We start from the raw sequence: 20,010 nt of genomic DNA on the forward strand, positions 1-20,010 counted from the left end.
CCGCCGCTGGGAGCCTACTCCTCGCCCCGGAGCACGTCGGCGTGCAGCACTTTCTGGGCGGCCCGCCGGTACGGGTTCAGCGAGTCGGAGGCTACTTCGCGGAAGGCGGCTCGGGCTTCGGGCCACTGCTTGGCGGCCCAGTGAGCCACGGCCAGATGATAGCGGGCCTTGCGCACCAACGCTGAGCCCGGCTGCTGAATCACGCGGCGCAGGTAAGGCCGGGCCGCGCTGCCGTCGCCCTGGCTGAGCAGAAACACCCCGTTGTAATACAGCATGGTATCGGCACCCAGGTTGTCGGTGGGCACTCGGCGCAGGGCGTGCAATGCAGCCGGGTAGTGGCCCTGCCGGTACTGCTCCATGGCCTGGCCCAGCAGCGGGCGGTGCTCATCTTCCGTTGCCGACGGCGGCAGGCCGGGGTCCGCGACGTAATAAGTGCTCCAGGAAGTATCGGTGCCGCCACCAGGACGCAGCAAAAACCACAGGCCGAGCAATACTGCTACCAGCACGGTAAACACAGTACCCCAGCGTGTCTGGGCCCGGCGCTGCCGCCGTTTGATGCGCACCAGGGCCGTCTGACGCTGGTCGAGGCGGCGGTCGAGGGCCAGTAGGCGGTGGCGCAGGGTTTCGTGGCCGGCCACCCAGCGCAGGTCGGCCGTCACCTGCTCAAACGCCTGATAGGCTTCCCGCAGGTAAGGGTCGTGCTGCAGGCGCTCCTCGAAAGCATCCTGCTCGATAGTCGTCATCTGGCCATCGGCAAAGCGTTCCAGCTCATCCAAAAACGGGCGTAGCTCAGCGGGCGACATCATGCAGGGTTAAAACAGAGGAAAGCGGAAGAAAATAACGGTCGGAGGGCGCTAAGCTACGCAGAATCAGCTGGCGACTGACTCGCCGTCTTCGCCGATGGCCCGGGCCCGCAGCTCAATGAGCTTGCGCAGGCAGCTGGCTTTCTGCAAACGGGCCACGGTGGCGTTGGCGAAGCCCATCTTGCCCGCCACTTTCTCGAAGTTGTAGCCCCGGAAGTAGAAGTACATGAGCACCTGCTGGCAGTCGGAGCCGAGCTGGGTGAATACCCGGAGCAGTTGCTGGCGGCGGCCGGCTTCCACTTTGGGCAGCTCGGCAGTGGTTTTTTGGGCCTGAATCTGCTCCTGGGCCATGCCGTAAAGATAGTTGCGCAGGTCGGGCGGCAGCTTGGTTACCCGTCCATCAGCCACCTGGTCGTAAAAATCGAGCAGCACGCTGCGCAGCAACTCGTGAGCCGCGGCAGGCTCAAGCTGGTGCTGACGGCGGGCCCAACGGGCAAAATGGTCCCGCTGCGCCTCGTAAAATGTAATCAGAAACGTCTGATTGCCCATCCGCAGGTGGGTCAGCGCTTCGGCCAGAGGCTGGTTCATGCTTCAAGTAACAACTAACGGATGACAATACGAGCGAAGGCCACAAAAAGCCGAACCCGGTATTAATAAGCTGGCGCTCGTAAGTTCGCACCACCTTGTGGCCTCTCACCGATTGTTGCCCGCCAAGTGTTCCCTGATAATTGATTCACCCGTACCTTTGAACCTATGGAAACTCGCACTGCCCCCATTGCCCAGGACACGGTCCTGTTCGACCTCATCCGCCAGGAAAAGGAACGTCAGACCCACGGAATTGAACTGATTGCCTCGGAAAACTACGTTTCGGAGCAAGTGATGCGGGCACAGGGCTCCATCCTGACCAATAAATACGCTGAGGGCCTACCCGGCAAGCGCTACTACGGCGGCTGCGAAATCGTGGACCAGGTCGAGCAGCTGGCCATCGACCGGGCCAAGGAGTTGTTCGGGGTAGAATGGGTGAACGTGCAGCCCCACTCCGGTGCTCAGGCCAACGCAGCCGTGATGCTGGCTATTCTGAACCCCGGCGACAAAATTCTGGGCTTCGACCTAAGCCACGGCGGCCACCTGACCCATGGCTCCCCGGTCAACTTCTCGGGCAAGCTTTACAAGCCTTCGTTTTACGGCGTAGAGCCCGAAACCGGCCTGATTGACTGGGAGAAAGTAAAGGAAACCGCCCGCCGGGAGCAGCCCAAACTCATCATCTGCGGGGCCTCGGCATACTCCCGCGACTGGGACTACAAAGCCCTGCGCGAAGCCGCCGACGAAGTAGGCGCTCTGCTGCTGGCTGATATTTCCCACCCCTCGGGCCTGATTGCCAAGGGCTTGCTCAACTCGCCCTTCGAGCACTGCCATATCGTGACCACCACGACCCACAAAACCCTGCGTGGCCCCCGCGGCGGCCTCATCATGCTGGGCAAGGACTTCGAAAACCCCTTTGGCTTGAAAACGCCCAAGGGTGAGTTGCGCATGATGTCGGCCCTGCTCGACTCGGGCGTGTTCCCCGGCACCCAGGGCGGCCCCCTGGAGCACGTTATCGGCGCCAAGGCCGTGGCTTTCGGCGAGTGCCTCTCGGACGCCTACACCGAATACACCCAGCAGGTTATCCGCAACGCCCAGGCCCTGGCCAAAGGCTTCGTGGACCGTGGCTACCAGATTATCAGCGGCGGCACCGACAACCATTTGATGCTCATTGACCTGCGCAGCAAAGGCCTGACCGGCAAGCTGGCCGAAAACACCCTCATCAAGGCCGACATCACCATCAACAAGAACATGGTGCCCTTCGACGACAAGTCGCCCTTCGTGACCAGCGGCATGCGCATTGGCTCGGCTGCCGTGACGACCCGAGGTCTGCGTGAGACCGACATGGGCCGCATCGTGGAGTTTATCGACGACGTGCTGATGCACCACAGTGACGAGGCCCACCTGCTGAAGGTGCGCGGCCAGATCAACGAATGGATGCAGCAGTATCCGCTGTTTGCTTAACTGCGAAATGGTGAGATGGGGAAATGGTGAGTTTTTCACCGTCCTCCGGCAACCAGCATCCTGTTGCCGGGGTTTTTCGTTTGTTTCTCCACCGGTATTTGTCTGCACGACAACTCACCATTTCCTCATCTCACCCTTTCACCTGTTCCCTTGAATACTGACCAACCCATTGTGGGTGAAGCGCACGAAATGTCCTTCATCGACCATCTGGAGGCCTTGCGGTGGCACATTATCCGCTCGGCCATCTCGATTGTCGTTTTTGCCACCATAGCTTTTTTCAACAAAGACTTCCTTTTTCACGATCTGCTGCTAGGCCCCTCACGGGCCGATTTCTGGACCTACCGCATGTTCTGCCGGTTTGGCCAGTGGATCGGGGCCCCGGATTTGTGCATGGACAAAGTCGGCTTTATCATCCAGAACCGGGAGATGAGCGGGCAGCTGACGATGCACATCAGCACCTCGTTTATGGTGGGCATCGTGCTGGCTTTCCCGTACACATTCTGGGAAATTTGGCGCTTTATTAAGCCCGGGCTTTATCCGCACGAGCAGCAAAATTCCCGGGGCGCGGTATTCTTCGTATCGGTGCTGTTTGCGCTGGGCCTCATGTTCGGTTACTACATTGCGGCCCCGTTGAGCATCAACTTCCTGGCCTCGTACACTGTCGATCCGACCATCGAGAACCAGATTGATATGCAGAGCTACCTGAGCACGCTCACTACGATGTCCATTTCCACGGCCTTCGTCTTTGAGCTGCCCATGATAGTGTTCTTCCTGGCCAAAGCCGGACTGATTACTCCCGAAATCATGCGTTTGTACCGCAAGCACGCCATTGTGGTCATCCTCATCATTGCCGCCGTCATCACCCCCCCGGATATTTCGGCCCAGATCATCGTCACCATCCCGATTCTGATTCTCTACGAGCTGAGCATCAATATTGCCCGCATCGTGGCCAAAGGCCGCACGGCAGCCTTAAACGCCCAGCTAGCCCAGAATAACGGGATTAGCTAATGTGGCGAATGGGAAAAATGGGGGGAGTGTGCTAGTGATTTGAGAATAATCCCCCAGCACATTCCCCCATTTTCCCATTCGTCACATTAATAACGCATCAGCCCATTAAGTAATTAGCACCTTACCCATGAAACTTGCCATCGGTTCCGACCATGCCGGCTTTGCTTACAAGGAAATGCTGGCCCACTGGCTGCGCGACAACGGCTATGAAGTAAAAGATTTCGGCACCCATTCCGCTGATTCCGTGGATTATCCAGACTTTGTGCACCCAGTAGCCGACGCCATTACCGCCGGCGAGTTTGAGCAGGGAATTCTGGTGTGCGGCTCGGCCAACGGCGTGGCTATTACCGCTAACAAGCACAAGGGTATCCGGGCCGCCATTGCCTGGCAGCCGGAGCTGGCCGAACTGGCCCGGCAGCACAACAACGCCAATATCATCTGCGTGCCTGAGCGGTTCGTGAGCGAGGAAACCGCCCGCGCCATCGTCAGCAAGTTCCTCAACACCGCCTTCGAAGGCGGCCGCCACCAAAACCGTGTGAGCAAGATTGACTGCTAGGCAGTGAGATAGTGAAATGGTGAGATGGTGAGTTTTATGTTCTGGATGCGCAGTTTGCGTCGTCTGAACATGGAACTCACCATTTTACTATTTCACCATTTCACCTTTCCGCTGGTACACTTTCGGAATCCGGGTTAGCTGGTAGCGGGCAAATACGGCGGGCACTTTATACTGCAACTCGGGCACAAGGCCGGCTTCATCGATGATATACTCCGGGGGCAGTTGGGCAAAGTTGTGAGCCAAACGGAAGATGGCGCTGTACTCGTTCAGGTGGCCAAAATCGACCTGGGCCAGGCGCCAGTCGAGGTAGGGCGTGGCCAGGCGGTTATTCAGGTAGGAGCGCCGGTCGGGCCCGAGCACCAGGAGGCGGTGGCCCTGCAAGGCAGCATAGGCGGGGTTGGGCTGCACGGCGTAGCGCTGCTCGGCCGGAATCTGAATGACGCTTTCCAGGCCCAGCGTGGTGCGGTAACGCCCCACCACTACGGCCCCAATAATCAGCAGCAGCAGCAACTCGGGAACCCAGGCCCGAGAGGCTTTTTGCCACAGATACAGACAGAAATACGTGATGGGCGGCAACACCAGCACCATTGTGCCCGGCGCCATGCCCCGGCCCGCCGCCGCCATGGCCACCGCCACCAGCAGCCACACCAGCATCAGCTGCTGAAACTTAACCTGAAACACCAGGCCCAACGAGGTGGTAAAGGAGCGGAACAAGGCCAGCAACAGCACGATGCCAGGCAGAATCAGCAGGCGCAGCTGCACAAACAGCGGCAGGCCGTCGGTGCCAGCCACCAGGCCGCTCAGCACGGGCTTGAGGTGAAGCTGGGCGAAGCTGGGCAACGACTCGGTGTAGAGAAAGAAGGTGCCGGCCGCCGCGTAAGGAAACAGAAAGCCGCACACCAGCAGCAGAAAGCTCCGGAACGAGTTGGCGGCGAAGATGATAACGGCAAACAAACCCACCAGCAGAAACAAGGCCAGCGGCAGGTAACACAAGGCCGCCACCCCGATCAGGAAACCCGCCCGAAACAGGCGGCGGTTGTCGTAGCCTTCCCGCGAAGTCGGCAGCAGGGCACTCAGGGCTGCTATGATAAAGGTGTGACCAATCAGCAGCGGCGAGAGAGTATCTAGGTCGGTGGTGAGGCTGGCCAGCAGCAGATAGGTGAGGGCCGCTACGAAGCCCCGGTCGGGGTGCACGTCGGCGCGGTTGAGCACGAGGTTGAGGCGCAGGGCCTGAAACAGCAGCAGCACCAGGGCCAGAATTCGGTAGAGCCAGAGCGGCCGGCCCAGCAGGGCATCGAGGGCCCCGAACAGCAGCGCCGCCAGCGGCGCCGTGCTGTCGTAGATGTCGCGGTAGAGCAGGGCGCCTTCATTGAGCCGTTCGCCAATGAGCAGGGCCCGCAGCTCGGCGGCCGTGAGCGGTATTCCCAGCCAGAGCAGCGGCAGGCGCAGGGCCAGCACCAGCAGCAGCAACGCCACCAGGCGCGTCGGGAGCGGACTTTTAAAGAAACGAAGCAAGATGGGAGCGGGGTTCTAAGATGCTCGAAGACAAGGGAAGGCAAAGGTACGCGCATCCGGGCAAGCCGCGCCGCCACCCCCAGGCTTTCCTAGCTGGCCTTAGCCTACGGCCGTAATTATCGGGGAAAAGCCAAGTAGCTAACTTCCTGACTGCTCAACTCCCTATCTTTGCTGATTCTTATGGAAAGTAAACGACAGCAAAAGTTTGCCAGTCTCCTGCAGCAGGACCTGGCAGCCGTCTTTCAACGCGACTTACCGCACCTGTTTCCCGGCCTGCTGCCGGGTATCAGTACTATCCGGGTGTCGCCTGATTTGGGCGTGGCCCGCGTGTATCTGAGCAGCCTGCTGGCCAACACCGGTCCGGCCTTGCTCGAACTAGTGCGCGACAACAGCAAAGAGATTCGCCAGGCCCTGGCTAAGCGGATTCGGAAGCAGGTACGCATCATCCCCGAGCTGGTATTCTTCCTCGACGACAGTGCCGAGTACGCTGCCCACATGGACGCCGTGCTGGGCAAGCTGGATATTCCGGCCGAAACGCCCGAGGACAGCTCCGACCCCAAATCTACCGACGAGAAAGGCCCCGCCCGCCCCAAGCTGTTCGCCGACGAAGACGAATAGGTGAGAGGGTGAGATTGTGAACTGGTGAGTTGATGTTTGATCTGCGCAGTCTGCGCGAATCGAGCCACCAGAAGAGCAAACTCACCAGTTCACCATCTCACCATCTCACGATTTTCCCCCTTGTATTACGACCCGATTAAGAAGTCACTGGGCCAGGTGTTTAACCGCACGCCGTGGCTGCGCCGCTTGTTCTATACCCTGCTCGATCTGCTGCTGCTGCGCACCTGGCACGTGCACCGCGAGCTGCGCCAGTGGGCCGCCGGCCGCCAGGATGAGAACCTGAACATTCTGGACGCCGGCTCGGGCTACGGGCAGTACACCTACTGGCTGTCGGGCCTGAGCAAGAAGTGGAACATCCTGGCCGTCGACGTGAAGGACGAGCAGATTGCCGATTCCAACCAGTTTTTCCGCCAGATCGGGCGCACCAACGTGCAGTTTGCCGTCCAGGACCTAGTGTTGTACCAGGAGCCCAACTCGTTTGATCTGGCCTTGTCGGTCGACGTGATGGAGCACATCCTGGAGGACGTGGAAGTGTTCCGCAACATCCACGCCTCCCTCAAGGACGGCGGCATGCTGCTGATTTCGACGCCCAGTGACCAGGGCGGCTCCGACGTGCACGCCGATGGTGAAACGAGCTTCATCGAGGAGCACGTGCGCGACGGCTACAACATCCATGAGATTCAGCAGAAGCTGCGCACCGCCGGCTTCGAGCGGATTGAGGCCCGCTACAGCTACGGCGAGCCGGGCCAGATTTCGTGGCGCCTGAGCATGAAATACCCGATTCTGATGCTGGGCATCTCGAAGTGGTTTTTCATCCTGCTGCCGTTTTACTACCTCATCACCTTCCCCTTCTGCCTGCTGCTAAACTGGATTGACTCCACGGCCAAGCACGACTCGGGTACGGGCCTGATTGTGAAAGCCTGGAAATAATGCCGCACCCGGCCAAGTAAGCAGGCCGCGGTTGGGCTTAATTGCCTTGCACGCGTTATCTTGCCTGCTAATTCTGGAAGCGCAGCCAGTAAACACGGCTTTCTGCAGCTTCTTTCGTACAAGTGCTTCGTGTTGCCGACCTTCTCCTCCCTTCAACCCTAAAAAGCGCCCTGCATGAACGTCTCCCTGCTCATCGCCCGGCGTTATTTTTCGTCCAAGAACAAGCGGAACATCATCAGCATCATCTCCAACATTTCGATGGTGGGGGTGGCCGTGGGTACCATGGCGCTGATCATCGTGCTGTCGGTGTTCAACGGGCTGGAGGATTTGGTGCGCACGCTCTACGGTAAGTCGGACCCCGACCTGCTCATCACTGCCGTGCAAGGCAAGTCTTTCGAAACCAACGAGCAGCTTTTGCAGCGCATCCGCAGCACGACCGGCGTGGGCTTGCTCACCGAGGTAATCGAAGACAACGCCCTGCTGCAGTACCACGACCGGCAGATGGTCGTGAAGATGAAGGGCGTGAGTGAAAACTACTTCGCTCAGAGCGACATCGACTCGGCCATCGTGGAAGGTGACCACCGCCTGGTGCGCGGCGGCGAAAGCTACGCCCTGCTCGGGGCCGGCGTGCAGCACGAACTCAGCATCGCCCTCGACAACCGCTTTGCGCCCCTGCACTTGCTCTACCCGCGCAACACGGGCAAGAAAACGCTGTCGATGAACCCGGAAACGGCCTTCAGCCAGCAAACCATCATTGCCGGCGGGGTCTTCCTGATCGAGCAGCACATCGACGACAGCTACATCTTCGTGCCCATCGACTTTGCCCAGAGCCTGCTCAACTACGGCAACCGCCGCACAGCCCTGGAAGTGAAAGTCGGGGCCAGCCGCACCATCGAGGAAGTCAAGCAGGATTTGCAGCAAGTACTGGGCAAGGATTTCTACGTGCACGACTCCGACGAGCAGCACGTGAGCCTGCTCAAGGCCATTAAGGTGGAGAAGATGTTCGTGTTTATCACCTTCGCCTTCATTCTGCTGATTGCCTCGCTCAACATCTTCTTTTCGCTCTCGATGCTGGTACTCGATAAGAAGAAGGATGTAGCTATTCTGCTGGCCATGGGTGCTACCAGCCGCACCGTGCGCAACATCTTCCTCCTCGAAGGCGCCATCGTGGCCCAGGTGGGTGCCATTACCGGCCTCACGCTAGGCATTGGTATTTGCTGGGCCCAACAGACCTTCCATATTGTATCTATGGGCATGGCCACGAGCGTAGTCGACTCATACCCAGTGAAGATGCAGCTTTCCGATATTGTACTTACCGGCATTGCCATCATCGTCATCACCATCACCGTTTCCATCCGGCCGGCCCTGAATGCAGCACGGCTGGATTTGCGGGAGAACTTGTAACCCTTTCGCGGTTAGTGTAGTAGTTCATCTACCTACAAGGCCCATTCATCCCCCACAGCAAGTGTCCCTGTCTTATAAATTTCACTATTTCAATAATAAATTTTACTTTTCTATAAATACCATGGTATTTAGTATTTGTCCTTAATTTCAATGCCTTATTCAGGCTTCTCATCCGACTATGAAGGTTTCCACTTCACAGCCTTTTCAGATTGTATATTCGTTACTTGAGCACGAGTATCTAGGCTATCTATTTGAATCTTATGTGGTTCAGCGTAATGCCAAAGGGCAGCTTACGCTGCAGCACCAGACAGTATCGGCCAAGAACGCGCCCGAATTTGCGGATGGCCTGGACGAAGTCGACTTCGAGCTGATTGCCCTCACCGACCAGATCCAGCAGGATGTGGTGATTAAAGAATTCTGGGCCAAAAAAACCACGCCCGCTGATTTCTTCTTCAAGATTTACGACCCCGACAAAGGCGACAAAGGCCTGCAGGACAACATCTGCCGCTACGTGCAGGACCGCATGGGCCAGATTCTGGAGCGGCTACAGGGCAAGCAGGTCTTTATTATGGGCAAGGATGGGGAGCCAACCTGGAAGGAAATCAACGTGGCTCCGGAGGCCGCCTCGGTTTTGTTTCACTTCCGCCGCAACGAGGACAGTACCCACTATTTTCCTACCATCCAGTACCAGGGCCAAAAGCTCGACTTCCAGTTTAAGAATGCGGTAATGGTGTGCTTCCAGCCCGCCTGGATGCTGCTCAACGATACGCTGCACAACTTCCGCAACGATGTGGACGGCAAGAAGCTGCAGCCTTTTCTAAACAAGAAATTCATCATCATTCCGCGCCAGGTCGAGGATAGCTACTTCCAGCGCTTTGTAGCCCCCCTGGTAGAGTCATTCGACGTGCACGCCCGTGGCTTCGATATCCGTTCGGAGCGCTACGTGGCCCGGCCCCAGTTGACTTTCTCCGACGTGCCCGGCGCTACCGTAGTAGCTGAGGAAGACCGCAGCCGGCCCGCAGCCCTGCGCCGCGGCGGTAGCAGCAGCGACTCGGTTACAGCCGTTATGGCCCCTTCGGAGCACATCCACTTCGACCTCTCGTTCCGCTACGGCGACCATACTGTGCACAACAGTTACGACAAGCGGGTGTGCGTGAAGCTGGAAAAGAACGAGGATTCCTACATTTTCCACCGCCTGATCCGCAACCTGGACCGGGAGCAGGAAATCATCCGGGAGCTGGCCGACCGCGCCCTGGAAGTACGCAACGGCCGGGCTGTGCTGGAAAAAGCCACTGCCTTCCGCTGGCTCCACAGCCACGCCGAGGAGCTGGCCCGCATGGGCTTCACGGTGCAGCAGGGTACTACCTCCAGCAAAGACTATTTCATCGGTGCCGTAACGGTGCAGGTGGGTATCACCGAGGGCAACGACTGGTTTGACGTGCACGGCACGGTGAGCTTCGGCGAGTTCGAAATACCTTTTATCAAGCTGCGGCCCTACATTCTGGGTCGGCGCCACGAGTTCCGCCTGCCCAACGGACAGATTGCCATTATCCCCGAGGAGTGGTTTACGCAGTACCTGGAGCTGTTTGCCTTTGCCGAGGAGCATCAGTCTACCCTGACCCTGCGCAAGCACCACCTGGCGTTGGTGTCGGATCTGCAGAACGGCAACTTGGCCACCGTGACCATGTCACGCAAGCTGGAGCGCCTGCGCGGGTTTGAAACGGTGGAAGACCAGCCTATGCCGGCCGGCTTCATGGGGGAGCTGCGGCCCTACCAGAAGGCGGGCTACAACTGGCTGCACTTCGTGAAAGACTACCACTTCGGCGGCTGCCTGGCCGACGATATGGGCCTGGGCAAGACGGTGCAAACCCTGGCCCTGCTGCTGCAGCGCAAAGAAAGCGGGGAATCCCAAGGGGCCGCGTCATTGCTGGTGATGCCGACTTCCCTGGTATACAACTGGTTGAGTGAGGCTACCAAGTTTACGCCCGGCCTGCGTATTCTGACATATACCGGCACCTACCGCGACAAAAACGTGGAGCAGTTTGCCGACTACGACGTGGTGCTGACCAGTTACGGCATCGTGCGGCTGGATGCAGAGCTGCTGCGGAGCTACGGCTTCGACTACGTGATTCTGGACGAGTCGCAGGCCATTAAGAACCCGAGCTCCACGACCTCCCAGGCCGTGCGCGGCCTCCGTTCCCGCCACCGCCTGATTTTGACCGGTACGCCGGTGGAAAACAGCACGATGGACCTCTGGTCCCAGATGTCGTTTATCAACCCTGGCTTGCTGGGCACCCAGACATTTTTCCGCAAGGAATTCCTCAAGCCCATCGAAAAAGGCAAGGATGAGGTGCGCACCCGCAAGCTGCACGCCCTGATAAAGCCGTTCATTTTGCGCCGCCACAAGGCCCAGGTAGCCAAGGAATTGCCGAGCAAAATTGAGCACCTGAGCTATTGTCCTATGACCGAGGAGCAGGCTCAGTGCTACGAGGAAACCAAGAGCTACTACCGCAATAAAATCCTCAAGAACATTGAGGAACACGGCACGGCTGGCACCCAATTTATGCTCCTGCAGGGCCTGACCAAGCTGCGCCAGATTGCCAACCACCCCCGTATGGCTCACGAGGACTACGAGCACGAGTCGGGCAAGCTGCGGGAGGTGATTCGGATGATTCGCAGCGTGGTTTCGGAAGGACACAAGGTACTGGTGTTCAGTCAGTTTGTAAAGCACCTGGATATCGTGCGGGCCTCTCTCGATGAGAAGCAGGTGGAGTATGCTTACCTCGACGGCAACACTCGGGACCGGCACAAGGAAGTAACCCGTTTCCAGGAAACCGAGGAGCTGCGCGTGTTCCTGATTTCGCTCAAGGCGGGCGGCGTGGGCCTCAACCTCACCGCCGCCGACTACGTCTTCATCCTGGACCCCTGGTGGAATCCCGCCGTAGAAGCGCAGGCCGTCGACCGGGCCCACCGCATTGGGCAGCAGCGCACGGTGTTCACCTACAAGTTCATCACCAAGAACACGGTAGAAGAGAAAATCCTGGCGTTGCAGAACAAGAAGATTCAGCTGGTAACGGACCTGATAACCACCGACGAGGCCATTATCAAGAGCCTGACCAAGGAGGATATTGAAGAACTGCTGGGGTAGCCTCCTTGATTAAAATAAAAACAGCCGAGACTTTCACAGGAAATTTCCCGTGGAAGCCTCGGCTGTTTTTGTGCGCTGTTGTATCGGCTAACCTACCACTTGCTAACCTCGGCCAGCAGTTCGTAGGAGCGCAGGCGGGCCGAGTGGTCGTAGATGTGAGCTACGGCCAGCAACTCATCGACCTGAGTGGCACCCAGGAAATACTGCAACTGCTTCTGCACCGTGGCGGGGCTGCCGATAAAGGAATAGGCCATCATGTGGCTCACGGCTTCTTCTTCCAGCTCATTCCACAGGCCATCCATGCTGGGTACCGGGGCCTGCAGGGGGCGCGACGTGCCGCGAATGATGTTCAGGGCAAACTGGTGGAAAGACGTGGCCAGCTGCTGGGCCTGCTCGTCGGTGTCGGCCAGGATGACGTTGACGCAGGCGGCGGCGTAGGGCTTTTCGAGGTGCTCGGAGGGCTGGAAAGAAGAGCGGTACAGCTGCAAGGCCGCTTGCAAATGTGTCGGGGCGAAGTGGCTGGCAAAGGCGAAGGGCCGGCCCAACATGCCGGCCAATTGGGCACTGTAGGTGCTGGAGCCCAGCAGCCAGATGGGAATATCCAGCCCTTCGCCAGGCACGGCCCGCACCCGGTTCACCCGGTTATCAGCCGATAGATACTGCTCGAGCTCCTGGACTTGCTGCGGAAAATCGGTGCCGGCCCCGAGCCGGTCACGCCGCAGGGCCTGGGCCGTTACCTGGTCCGTGCCTGGGGCCCGGCCCAAACCCAGGTCGATGCGGCCGGGATAGAGCGAGGCCAGGGTACCAAACTGCTCGGCTACGACCAGCGGGGCGTGGTTAGGCAGCATAATACCGCCCGACCCGACCCGGATGCGGGACGTGCCGCCGGCAATGTGGCCGATGAGCACAGCAGTAGCGGAGCTGGCAATGCTGGCCATGTTGTGGTGCTCAGCCAGCCAGTAGCGGGTGTAGCCCCACTGCTCGGCGTGCCGGGCCAGGTCCAGGCTGTTGCGGAACGTATCGGCGGGCGTGGAGCCTTCAGTAATGGCCGCCAGATCGAGAATGGAAACGGGCACTCGGGAGCTATGTTCAGGCATTGGTTTCGACGTAAGGCTCTAAAACAGCCTACGGCACCCGGTTGTTTCCCTGGCCGCAACTACTGCCCGGCTTCACGTCCGATGATCTGCTCAACGCTTACTCTAGTGCCGAAGCTAAGGTGCAGGTGCTGTTGAAGCGCAGCAGTTCGGGAGTCGTCTTGAAGCCTTGCCCTCCGAACCCCTTGCCGTACAGCTCGATATCAGCCGACTGCCCATAACCGCCGGAGCTGCTTTCGGGGCTGGAAGAATCACTGGCTTCCAGCACCGCACCCCGTTTCACGTTGAGGGCGGCACACATCTTGTCGGCCGTTTTGACTGCGTCGCGCAGGGCCAGCACGTCGGCCTCGCGGCGCAGACTGTCGGCCCGGGTGTGGCCGTAGCTTAGGTTTTTGATGCGGCTGATGCGGGTTGCCAGCAGCTCTTCCAGGTATGGGCTTAGCTGTTTTAGGTCAGTAATCCGCACCGTTACGGATTGCGTGGAGTTGAAGCCCACGAATACCTCCTTGCCCCGGGCGTAGGTGAATTCCTTGTTCGACGAAGTACTGCTCACTCGTACGTCGTTGGGGCCCGGCGCATACCGCTTGGACAGCGTCAGGACCTGGTCGACAACCCCTTGCACTTCGGCCACCGCATCCTTGAGCCGGGGCCGGGTAAAGGCCGCGTCTACGGTTAGCTCGGCATAATCAGGATACACCGTGACGCTGCCGTAGCCCACGCTCCGCACCTGCCGCGGGACCGTCGACGCCGATGGAACCGACTGACAGGCTCCGAGCCCGCCTAGAAGAAGAACAGTTGTTGCAAAAGGAAAAAGTCGAGCCATACGGAAAGCAGCAAGATAGGAGTGAGCCTATATAACTGATTTTAGGCTCATCAGCGTATGAAGCGCCACCGTTTTCTTTTGCCAAGGTAAAATTCAGCTTCAGCGCATAATTTTACCGCGCAAATCCCAGTGACTCGACTTCACGGCCACCCCGTCGGGCTCCCGCTTGATTGTGCGTGTGTAGCGCTCCCCGGCAATGAGGCCATCGGGGCGGCGCTTACCGAAAAATAAGGTCATCGGCTCCCCGTTTTCGTTGGTTACAAACGTTATGTCGTAGCCTTTGAACACATCATTGATGCTGGCCGAGGGCTCGTAGGTCTTGCTCAGCTTCTTGTCTAGTTCGGGGTGGAGCGGCATGGTGCTTGGAATATGGGTACCGCCTTTGTACGGCCCGTTTTTGCTCTGAGGCTGGCTTTGTGGGCCGAAAAAACGCTAAGCTCGACCTGTTTTCAGCGCTTTTTCGGATTTTACTGTTCAGCCTGTTGGCTGGCCAAACCAACCGCAGCCCAAAACCAAAGCGCCTAAATCAGAGTTAGCACGGCCTATGCACGTCACGCTTCGTACGCCTGTAGCCCAGCCGCCGGCTCAGGTTTTTGCCGGCTTCACCCGGGAGCTATTTCTGGCCCTGGCCCCACCGTTTCCGCGCCTCGAGCTCCACCGCTTCGACGGCTGCCACCGCGGCGACCAGGTTGAAATTGAACTCATCAGCGGGCCGCTACGACAGCGCTGGACCAGCCTCATTACCGACCACGGCGTGCAGCCCGACGGCACCCATTTCTTTATCGACGAAGGCCAGGTGCTGCCCGCGCCGCTGCGGTTCTGGCGCCATCGTCACCTCATCGAGCCCGACTCTGGTGGTGGCAGCGTGATTGTGGATGACCTGGAGTTTCGCACCGCTTCCCGCCTGCTCGATGCCCTGCTTTACCCGCTGATGTGGGCCCAGTTTGCCTACCGCAAGCCCATTTACCGCCGCGCATTCGCTTAATGCGCCGGGCATAACGGCGGCTGGCCGGGTTTGGCGTACTTTTGTAATTCGTATCGTCACTTAGCTTCTTCGTTATGACTGCCATTGTCACGCTCAAACCTGGTAAAGACCAATCCCTGCGCCGCCGTCATCCGTGGGTGTTTTCGGGCGCCATCGGCCGGATGCAAGGCGAAGTTTTGGAAGGCGAAGTGGTGATGGTGCAGGCTTCGAATGGCGAAGTGCTGGGCATGGGTCACTATGCTCCCGGCTCCATTGCCGTGCGTATGCTCGACTTCGGCACCGAGGCCCAACTGCCCGACGCCACGTTCTGGGAAAGCCGTATCCGCAACGCCTACGAGCTGCGCAAAGGTCTGCAACTCACCGGTCAGGGCGATACTAACGTATACCGCCTGGCCCACGCCGAGGGCGACGGACTGCCCGGCCTCATCATCGACGTGTACGGCGACGTGGCTGTGGTGCAGGCCCACAGCGCGGGCATGTACAAGGCCCGGCCGCTGATTGCCGCCGCCTTGCAAGCCGTTATTCCGGGCTTACGGGCCATTTACGACAAGAGCGCCGAAACCGTGCCCGCCAAAGCTGCCCCCGGGGCCCAGAACGGTTACCTGCTTGGGGAAAGCAACGGACAGGAGCACATTGTGCACGAAAACGGCCACCCGTTTGCCGTAGACTGGGAAACGGGCCAGAAAACCGGCTTCTTCATCGACCAGCGCGACAACCGCAGCCTGCTGGCCCGCTACGCCCCCGGCCGCCGCGTGCTGAACACGTTCTGCTACACCGGTGGCTTTAGCTCCTACGCCCTGCAGGCCGGAGCCGAGTTGGTGCACTCCGTGGACAGCTCCAAAAAAGCCATTGAGCTGACCGAGCGCAATGCCGCCCTGACCGGCCTGGAAAGCAAGCATGAAGCCTACGCCCAGGACGTGTTCAGCTTCCTCAAGGACCGCCACAACCAGTACGACCTTATCGTGCTCGACCCGCCGGCTTTTGCCAAGCACCTTTCGGCCCGCCACAACGCGCTGATGGGCTACAAGCGTCTGAATGTGGCCGGCATCAAGCAGATTGCCCCTGGCGGTCTGCTCTTCACTTTCAGCTGCTCCCAGGTGGTGTCGGCTGAGCTCTTTGAGGGCGCCGTGCTGGCTGCGGCCATCGAGGCCGGTCGCCCGGCCCGCATCCTGCACCGCCTCACCCAGCCCGCCGACCACCCCGTGAGCCTCTTCCACCCCGAAGGCGAGTACCTGAAAGGGCTGGTGCTGGCCGTGGAGTAAAGCGTAGGAGTTGGTTCGTAGCCGAGTTGCTGATACTCGCGCCCCGGTTTCGGGTGGTGCAGCTCGAACAATTTGACGGGCAGTTTGTGAAAGGTATGGACAGTCCCGTATATCAGCCGCGGGTCTTTGCGTTGGATGTTACCACCGTCCGGCGTAAACTCACCGTTTCCTTGCCTTACTCTTAACTTCCCGCTTTGGCGCGTAAATCCAAGACCAGCAGCTCCCTCAAACCCGCCGTAGCCGTCATTGGGGCCGGTATTGCCGGTATTGCCGCCGCCCTGCGTCTGGCCTTGAAGGGCCACGCCGTAACGGTGTTCGAAGCTCAGGACACGTTTGGGGGCAAGATGTACCAGTTTGACCTGCCCGGCGGCTACCGGTTCGACGCCGGTCCTTCCCTGTTTACCCTGCCGGCCCTGGTCGACGAGCTGTTCCAATTGGCCGGCCGCACCCCCCAGGACCACTTCCGCTACGAGCGGCTCGACCCGATTACCCAGTACTTTTTCGCCGACGGCACCCGCCTTACAGCCTGGGCCGATGAGGAAAAGTTTGCCCAGGAAGTTGAGGCCAAGCTAGACGTGCCGGCCGCCGGCGTAACCAAATTTCTGCAACGCAGCAGCCAGGCCTACCAGGCCACCGAAAGCACATTTCTGCACAAGTCACTACACAAGGCCCAGACTTACCTGAGCAAAGATGTGCTCGGTGCCCTGGCGGCGTTGCCCAGCCTGGGCCTTACCGGCACCATGCACCAGCGCCACGCCAAGGCCTTCACCGACCCGCGCCTAGTGCAGCTTTTCGACCGGTTTGCCACCTACAATGGCTCCGACCCCTACCAGGCCCCGGCTACGCTAAGCTTGATTCCGCACCTGGAACACGGCATCGGGGCGTTTTACCCCGAGGGCGGCATTCACAGCATTGCCCGCAGCTTGGTGGAGCTGGCCGAGGAGCTGGGTGTAGAATTTCGCTACAACGAGCCGGTGGAAGAAATTCTGACGGCCGGCAGTCAGGTAACGGGGGTGCGCACCGCGCAGGATATCTACGACTTCGGCGTGGTCGTCAGCAACATGGACGTGGTGCCGACCTACCGCCGCCTGCTGCCCACGCAGCCCGCCCCCGAGCGGACTCTGGGTCAGCCCCGCTCGTCGTCGGCCCTGATTTTCTACTGGGGCGTGGCCCGTAGCTTCCCCGAGCTGGATTTGCACAACATTTTCTTCAGCCAGGATTACCGCCGGGAGTTCCAAGCCATATTCGAGGAGAAAACCGTGACGGACGACCCGACGGTGTACGTGAACATCACCGCTAAGAAAACGACTACCGATGCCCCAGCTGGCCACGAGAACTGGTTTGTGATGGTGAATGTGCCTCACAACCAGGGGCAGGATTGGGACGCGCTGATCCAAAAGACCCGGCGCGCCGTACTGGACAAAGTGGGCCGGACCCTGGGCGTGGAGCTGGAGCCCTTGTTGCGGGCCGAGCAGGTCTGGGACCCGCGCGGCATCGAGCAGCGGACTTCCTCCTTTGGCGGGGCCCTGTACGGCAGCAGTTCAAACAACCCGCTGGCCGCTTTCTTACGTCACCCCAACTTTTCGGGGAAGCTGCACGGGCTGTACTTTTGCGGCGGCAGCGTGCATCCGGGCGGCGGGATTCCGCTGAGCCTGCTCTCGGCCAAGATTGTAGCCGATTTAATCAAGTAGTAATGAGCAATTAGTAATTGATAATTGAGGTGGCCGCTCATCAGCAATACCCAATCCGTACGGAGTGGCCATCCTTTCTTATTAATCACTAAGTATTAATTCCTTCTAAGTGTCTGCTTCCGAATCAACTCAACACCTGCCTGCGCCGCCGGTAGCACCCGATACGAGTCAGCGCCGCCTGCGCGTGGCCCAGGGCATTCTGCTGCTGTTTCACGTCACGGGCTTTCTGGGGCTGGCGTTTTCCAAGGACCCGGCGTTTTACCTGCAGTTTGTGCCCCTGAACCTGCTGCTGACGGCTGTGCTGCTCTTTGCCTTCCAGCGCGACCGGGGCTTTGCCTTTATTGGCTTCTGCATCACGACTATGGCCGTGGGCTTCTTTGTGGAAGTAGTCGGCATCGAAACCGGTAAGCTGTTTGGCCAGTACTCTTACGGAGCCACGCTGGGCCCTAAGTGGCTGAACGTGCCCCTGCTCATTGGCCTCAACTGGCTGATGCTAACCTATATGGCCGGCGTTCTGGCCCGTTACTTGCCCGTGGGCGGCTTCCTGCGGGCCGTGGCGGCGGCACTGCTCCTGGTGGGCATGGATATCTGCCTGGAGCCCGTGGCCGTGCAGTATGACTTCTGGGCCTGGGCCTACGACGTGATTCCGCTCCAGAACTTCAAAGGCTGGTTTGCCGTGTCCCTGATCCTGCAGGTGTACTTCAACCGCACCGATTTTGAAAAGCGTAACCCGTTGGTTCCCTTCGTATACCTGCTCCAATTACTGTTTTTCTTCGGGCTTGGCTGGTTTATTCGCTAACTTTCGTGAGTTCTACTCCGACGGCCCGCTATGAACCCAACCTTACGCAATACTTTACTGGAAGAAGCCATCCAGCTGTTTCAAACCCGTGGCATCTCCAGTTTGTCGCTGGAGCAGATCATGCAGGCCCTGGATATTTCGCCGGCCACGTTCCGGGAAATGTTCCAGGACAAGGAAGACCTGGTTCTGCAAGTAACCCAGCACGATATTGACCGTCAGAAGCGGGAGCACGCCGAGCTGTTTAAGCGCGTCGATAATGCCGTGGCCCGCCTGCTGAGCTTGCTGGAAATGGGCATCCGGGACCTGCGCAAAGTGAAGTCGCCTCAGTACTTCTCCGACCTGATTCAGGATTTCCCCCAGGCCTGGGAGTTAGGTCAGCAACATCTGGCCGAATACTCCATGCCCCAGATTCAAGGCCTGCTCAACGAAGCCATTCTGCACAAGAGCATGCGTGGCGACATCAACATTGCTTTGGTTACTAAAATCATCATCGAGCAACTTTACATGGTGCTCAACGAGCAGATTTTCCCGCCTAGCCGCTACGATACAGCCGAGGTATTCCGTAGCGTGTACCTCTACTACGTGCGGGGCCTGTGCACCGAGGAAGGCCTGAAAGCTGCCTCCAGCTACTTTGCCCGCATGTAGGCTAACACCCAGCCCAATCAGAAACAAAAAGAGGAGCCCCGCGGGGCTCCTCTTTTCAGTTATGCGGCAGCTACTTAGCTGATGGACACGCGCACCTTCTTGGTGTATTCGCGCAGGGCGTCTTTGAACTCCGAGCCGTTGTCCTGCATGTGGTTCAGGATAAAGATGGCGGCAAACACGTGGGTCAGCTTCTCGCCTTCGTCTTCACCTTCCACCTCGAAAGCGGGTTGCTGCTCTTCGAGCAGGGCTTCTTCGGCGGCCACCAGGCTCTGCAGGGTCTGCGACTCCACCAGGCGCTTGATTACGGGTATTTTCATGGCGGGGGCGGCCTTAGTTCAGGCGGTTAATCAAATCGGCTACGGCTTCTTCCTTGCTAGCCGATACAGTGTCGACCAACTCGCCGTCCTTGAAAATGGCAAAGAAAGGCAGCGTAGTTACGTTGGCCAGCTTGCGGGCCGCCGGGCTGGTTTCGGCATTCACGTCCACGAACTTGATGTTCTGGTTTTGCTCGGCCTGGGCCATGCGCTTGAACTTGGGCGAGAACAGGCGGCAGTTGCCACACCAGTCGGCGTAGTACTTCACGACTACTTTCTCATTGGTTTCGAGCAGTTGCTGGAAGTCGGAATCAGTTGCTTTCGTAACGGACATTATGCTGAAGGAAGTTGAGTAAACAAGAAGCAGCC

The 20,010-nt window shown here is 59.0% G+C and carries 20 protein-coding genes; 12 read left to right on the forward strand and 8 right to left on the reverse strand.

Annotation, left to right across the window (positions count from 1 at the left end):
• Window positions 1-14: 14 nt before the first annotated feature.
• Together MUN80_RS04865 and MUN80_RS04870 are read right to left on the reverse strand one after the other, a co-directional pair.
• Complete coding sequence (locus MUN80_RS04865) at window positions 15-806, reverse strand: tetratricopeptide repeat protein (protein ID WP_244720357.1); 792 nt, start codon at window positions 804-806, stop codon at window positions 15-17.
• 63 nt (window positions 807-869) lie between these two features.
• Complete coding sequence (locus tag MUN80_RS04870; RefSeq protein ID WP_244720360.1) at window positions 870-1,391, reverse strand: hypothetical protein; 522 nt, start codon at window positions 1,389-1,391, stop codon at window positions 870-872.
• A 165-nt stretch (window positions 1,392-1,556) separates the two neighbouring features.
• Between MUN80_RS04870 and glyA the strand changes: the two genes are divergently transcribed.
• The 3 genes from glyA (at window position 1,557) to rpiB (ending at window position 4,413) form a co-directional block, all read left to right on the forward strand.
• Window positions 1,557-2,849, forward strand: coding sequence for a serine hydroxymethyltransferase (glyA, locus tag MUN80_RS04875; RefSeq protein ID WP_244720362.1), 1,293 nt, complete (start codon window positions 1,557-1,559; stop codon window positions 2,847-2,849).
• Window positions 2,850-2,999: 150 nt separating this feature from the next.
• The gene (gene tatC / locus MUN80_RS04880; RefSeq protein WP_244720365.1) at window positions 3,000-3,857 is read left to right on the forward strand and encodes a twin-arginine translocase subunit TatC; all 858 of its coding nucleotides are present in this window, start codon (window positions 3,000-3,002) and stop codon (window positions 3,855-3,857) included.
• Between the two features lie 127 nt (window positions 3,858-3,984).
• Window positions 3,985-4,413: a ribose 5-phosphate isomerase B gene (rpiB, locus tag MUN80_RS04885; protein WP_244720368.1), complete on the forward strand. Its 429-nt coding sequence runs from the start codon at window positions 3,985-3,987 to the stop codon at window positions 4,411-4,413.
• Between the two features lie 87 nt (window positions 4,414-4,500).
• Here the strand turns inward: rpiB and MUN80_RS04890 are convergent, their stop codons facing one another.
• Window positions 4,501-5,928 carry a hypothetical protein gene (locus MUN80_RS04890; protein WP_244720371.1) on the reverse strand — a complete coding sequence of 476 codons (1,428 nt, stop codon included), beginning with the start codon at window positions 5,926-5,928 and terminating at the stop codon, window positions 4,501-4,503.
• Window positions 5,929-6,108: 180 nt separating this feature from the next.
• Here MUN80_RS04890 and MUN80_RS04895 point away from each other — a divergent pair, with 180 nt between their 5' ends.
• The 4 genes from MUN80_RS04895 (at window position 6,109) to MUN80_RS04910 (ending at window position 12,028) form a co-directional block, all read left to right on the forward strand.
• Window positions 6,109-6,546: a ribosome-binding factor A gene (locus MUN80_RS04895; protein ID WP_244720373.1), complete on the forward strand. Its 438-nt coding sequence runs from the start codon at window positions 6,109-6,111 to the stop codon at window positions 6,544-6,546.
• Between the two features lie 120 nt (window positions 6,547-6,666).
• Entirely contained in the window at window positions 6,667-7,476 is an 810-nt protein-coding gene (locus MUN80_RS04900) for a class I SAM-dependent methyltransferase (protein ID WP_244720375.1), read from the forward strand.
• Between the two features lie 174 nt (window positions 7,477-7,650).
• Window positions 7,651-8,880 (forward strand): FtsX-like permease family protein, encoded by a 1,230-nt coding sequence (locus MUN80_RS04905; RefSeq protein WP_244720377.1) that lies wholly within the window; start codon window positions 7,651-7,653, stop codon window positions 8,878-8,880.
• Window positions 8,881-9,058: 178 nt separating this feature from the next.
• Window positions 9,059-12,028 carry a DEAD/DEAH box helicase gene (locus MUN80_RS04910; protein ID WP_244720379.1) on the forward strand — a complete coding sequence of 990 codons (2,970 nt, stop codon included), beginning with the start codon at window positions 9,059-9,061 and terminating at the stop codon, window positions 12,026-12,028.
• A gap of 92 nt (window positions 12,029-12,120) precedes the next feature.
• Here the strand turns inward: MUN80_RS04910 and MUN80_RS04915 are convergent, their stop codons facing one another.
• The 3 genes from MUN80_RS04915 to MUN80_RS04925 form a co-directional block, all read right to left on the reverse strand.
• Window positions 12,121-13,125: an LLM class flavin-dependent oxidoreductase gene (locus MUN80_RS04915; RefSeq protein WP_244720381.1), complete on the reverse strand. Its 1,005-nt coding sequence runs from the start codon at window positions 13,123-13,125 to the stop codon at window positions 12,121-12,123.
• Between the two features lie 97 nt (window positions 13,126-13,222).
• A complete protein-coding gene (locus MUN80_RS04920) occupies window positions 13,223-13,945 on the reverse strand; it encodes an SIMPL domain-containing protein (protein WP_244720383.1) in 723 nt (240 codons plus the stop codon).
• Window positions 13,946-14,044: 99 nt separating this feature from the next.
• Window positions 14,045-14,302 (reverse strand): hypothetical protein, encoded by a 258-nt coding sequence (locus MUN80_RS04925; RefSeq protein WP_244720385.1) that lies wholly within the window; start codon window positions 14,300-14,302, stop codon window positions 14,045-14,047.
• 187 nt (window positions 14,303-14,489) lie between these two features.
• On the opposite strand from MUN80_RS04925, the gene MUN80_RS04930 reads away from it, so the two are divergent.
• The 5 genes from MUN80_RS04930 to MUN80_RS04950 all read left to right on the forward strand — a co-directional run bounded on the left by MUN80_RS04930 (window position 14,490) and on the right by MUN80_RS04950 (window position 19,327).
• Window positions 14,490-14,930: an SRPBCC family protein gene (locus MUN80_RS04930; protein ID WP_244720387.1), complete on the forward strand. Its 441-nt coding sequence runs from the start codon at window positions 14,490-14,492 to the stop codon at window positions 14,928-14,930.
• 74 nt (window positions 14,931-15,004) lie between these two features.
• Window positions 15,005-16,192, forward strand: coding sequence for a class I SAM-dependent rRNA methyltransferase (locus tag MUN80_RS04935; RefSeq protein ID WP_244720389.1), 1,188 nt, complete (start codon window positions 15,005-15,007; stop codon window positions 16,190-16,192).
• 194 nt (window positions 16,193-16,386) lie between these two features.
• A complete protein-coding gene (crtD, locus tag MUN80_RS04940; RefSeq protein ID WP_244720391.1) occupies window positions 16,387-17,883 on the forward strand; it encodes a 1-hydroxycarotenoid 3,4-desaturase CrtD in 1,497 nt (498 codons plus the stop codon).
• A gap of 109 nt (window positions 17,884-17,992) precedes the next feature.
• Complete coding sequence (locus tag MUN80_RS04945) at window positions 17,993-18,682, forward strand: carotenoid biosynthesis protein (protein WP_244720394.1); 690 nt, start codon at window positions 17,993-17,995, stop codon at window positions 18,680-18,682.
• 30 nt (window positions 18,683-18,712) lie between these two features.
• Complete coding sequence (locus MUN80_RS04950) at window positions 18,713-19,327, forward strand: TetR/AcrR family transcriptional regulator (protein ID WP_244720397.1); 615 nt, start codon at window positions 18,713-18,715, stop codon at window positions 19,325-19,327.
• Between the two features lie 74 nt (window positions 19,328-19,401).
• Here the strand turns inward: MUN80_RS04950 and MUN80_RS04955 are convergent, their stop codons facing one another.
• Both MUN80_RS04955 and MUN80_RS04960 read right to left on the reverse strand, forming a co-directional pair.
• Complete coding sequence (locus MUN80_RS04955; RefSeq protein ID WP_244676697.1) at window positions 19,402-19,644, reverse strand: DUF6952 family protein; 243 nt, start codon at window positions 19,642-19,644, stop codon at window positions 19,402-19,404.
• Window positions 19,645-19,657: 13 nt separating this feature from the next.
• Window positions 19,658-19,975 (reverse strand): thioredoxin family protein, encoded by a 318-nt coding sequence (locus MUN80_RS04960; RefSeq protein ID WP_244676698.1) that lies wholly within the window; start codon window positions 19,973-19,975, stop codon window positions 19,658-19,660.
• Between the last annotated feature and the right edge of the window lie 35 nt (window positions 19,976-20,010).

Origin of the sequence: Hymenobacter cellulosivorans (genome assembly GCF_022919135.1) — a bacterium.
Taxonomy (GTDB): domain Bacteria; phylum Bacteroidota; class Bacteroidia; order Cytophagales; family Hymenobacteraceae; genus Hymenobacter; species Hymenobacter cellulosivorans.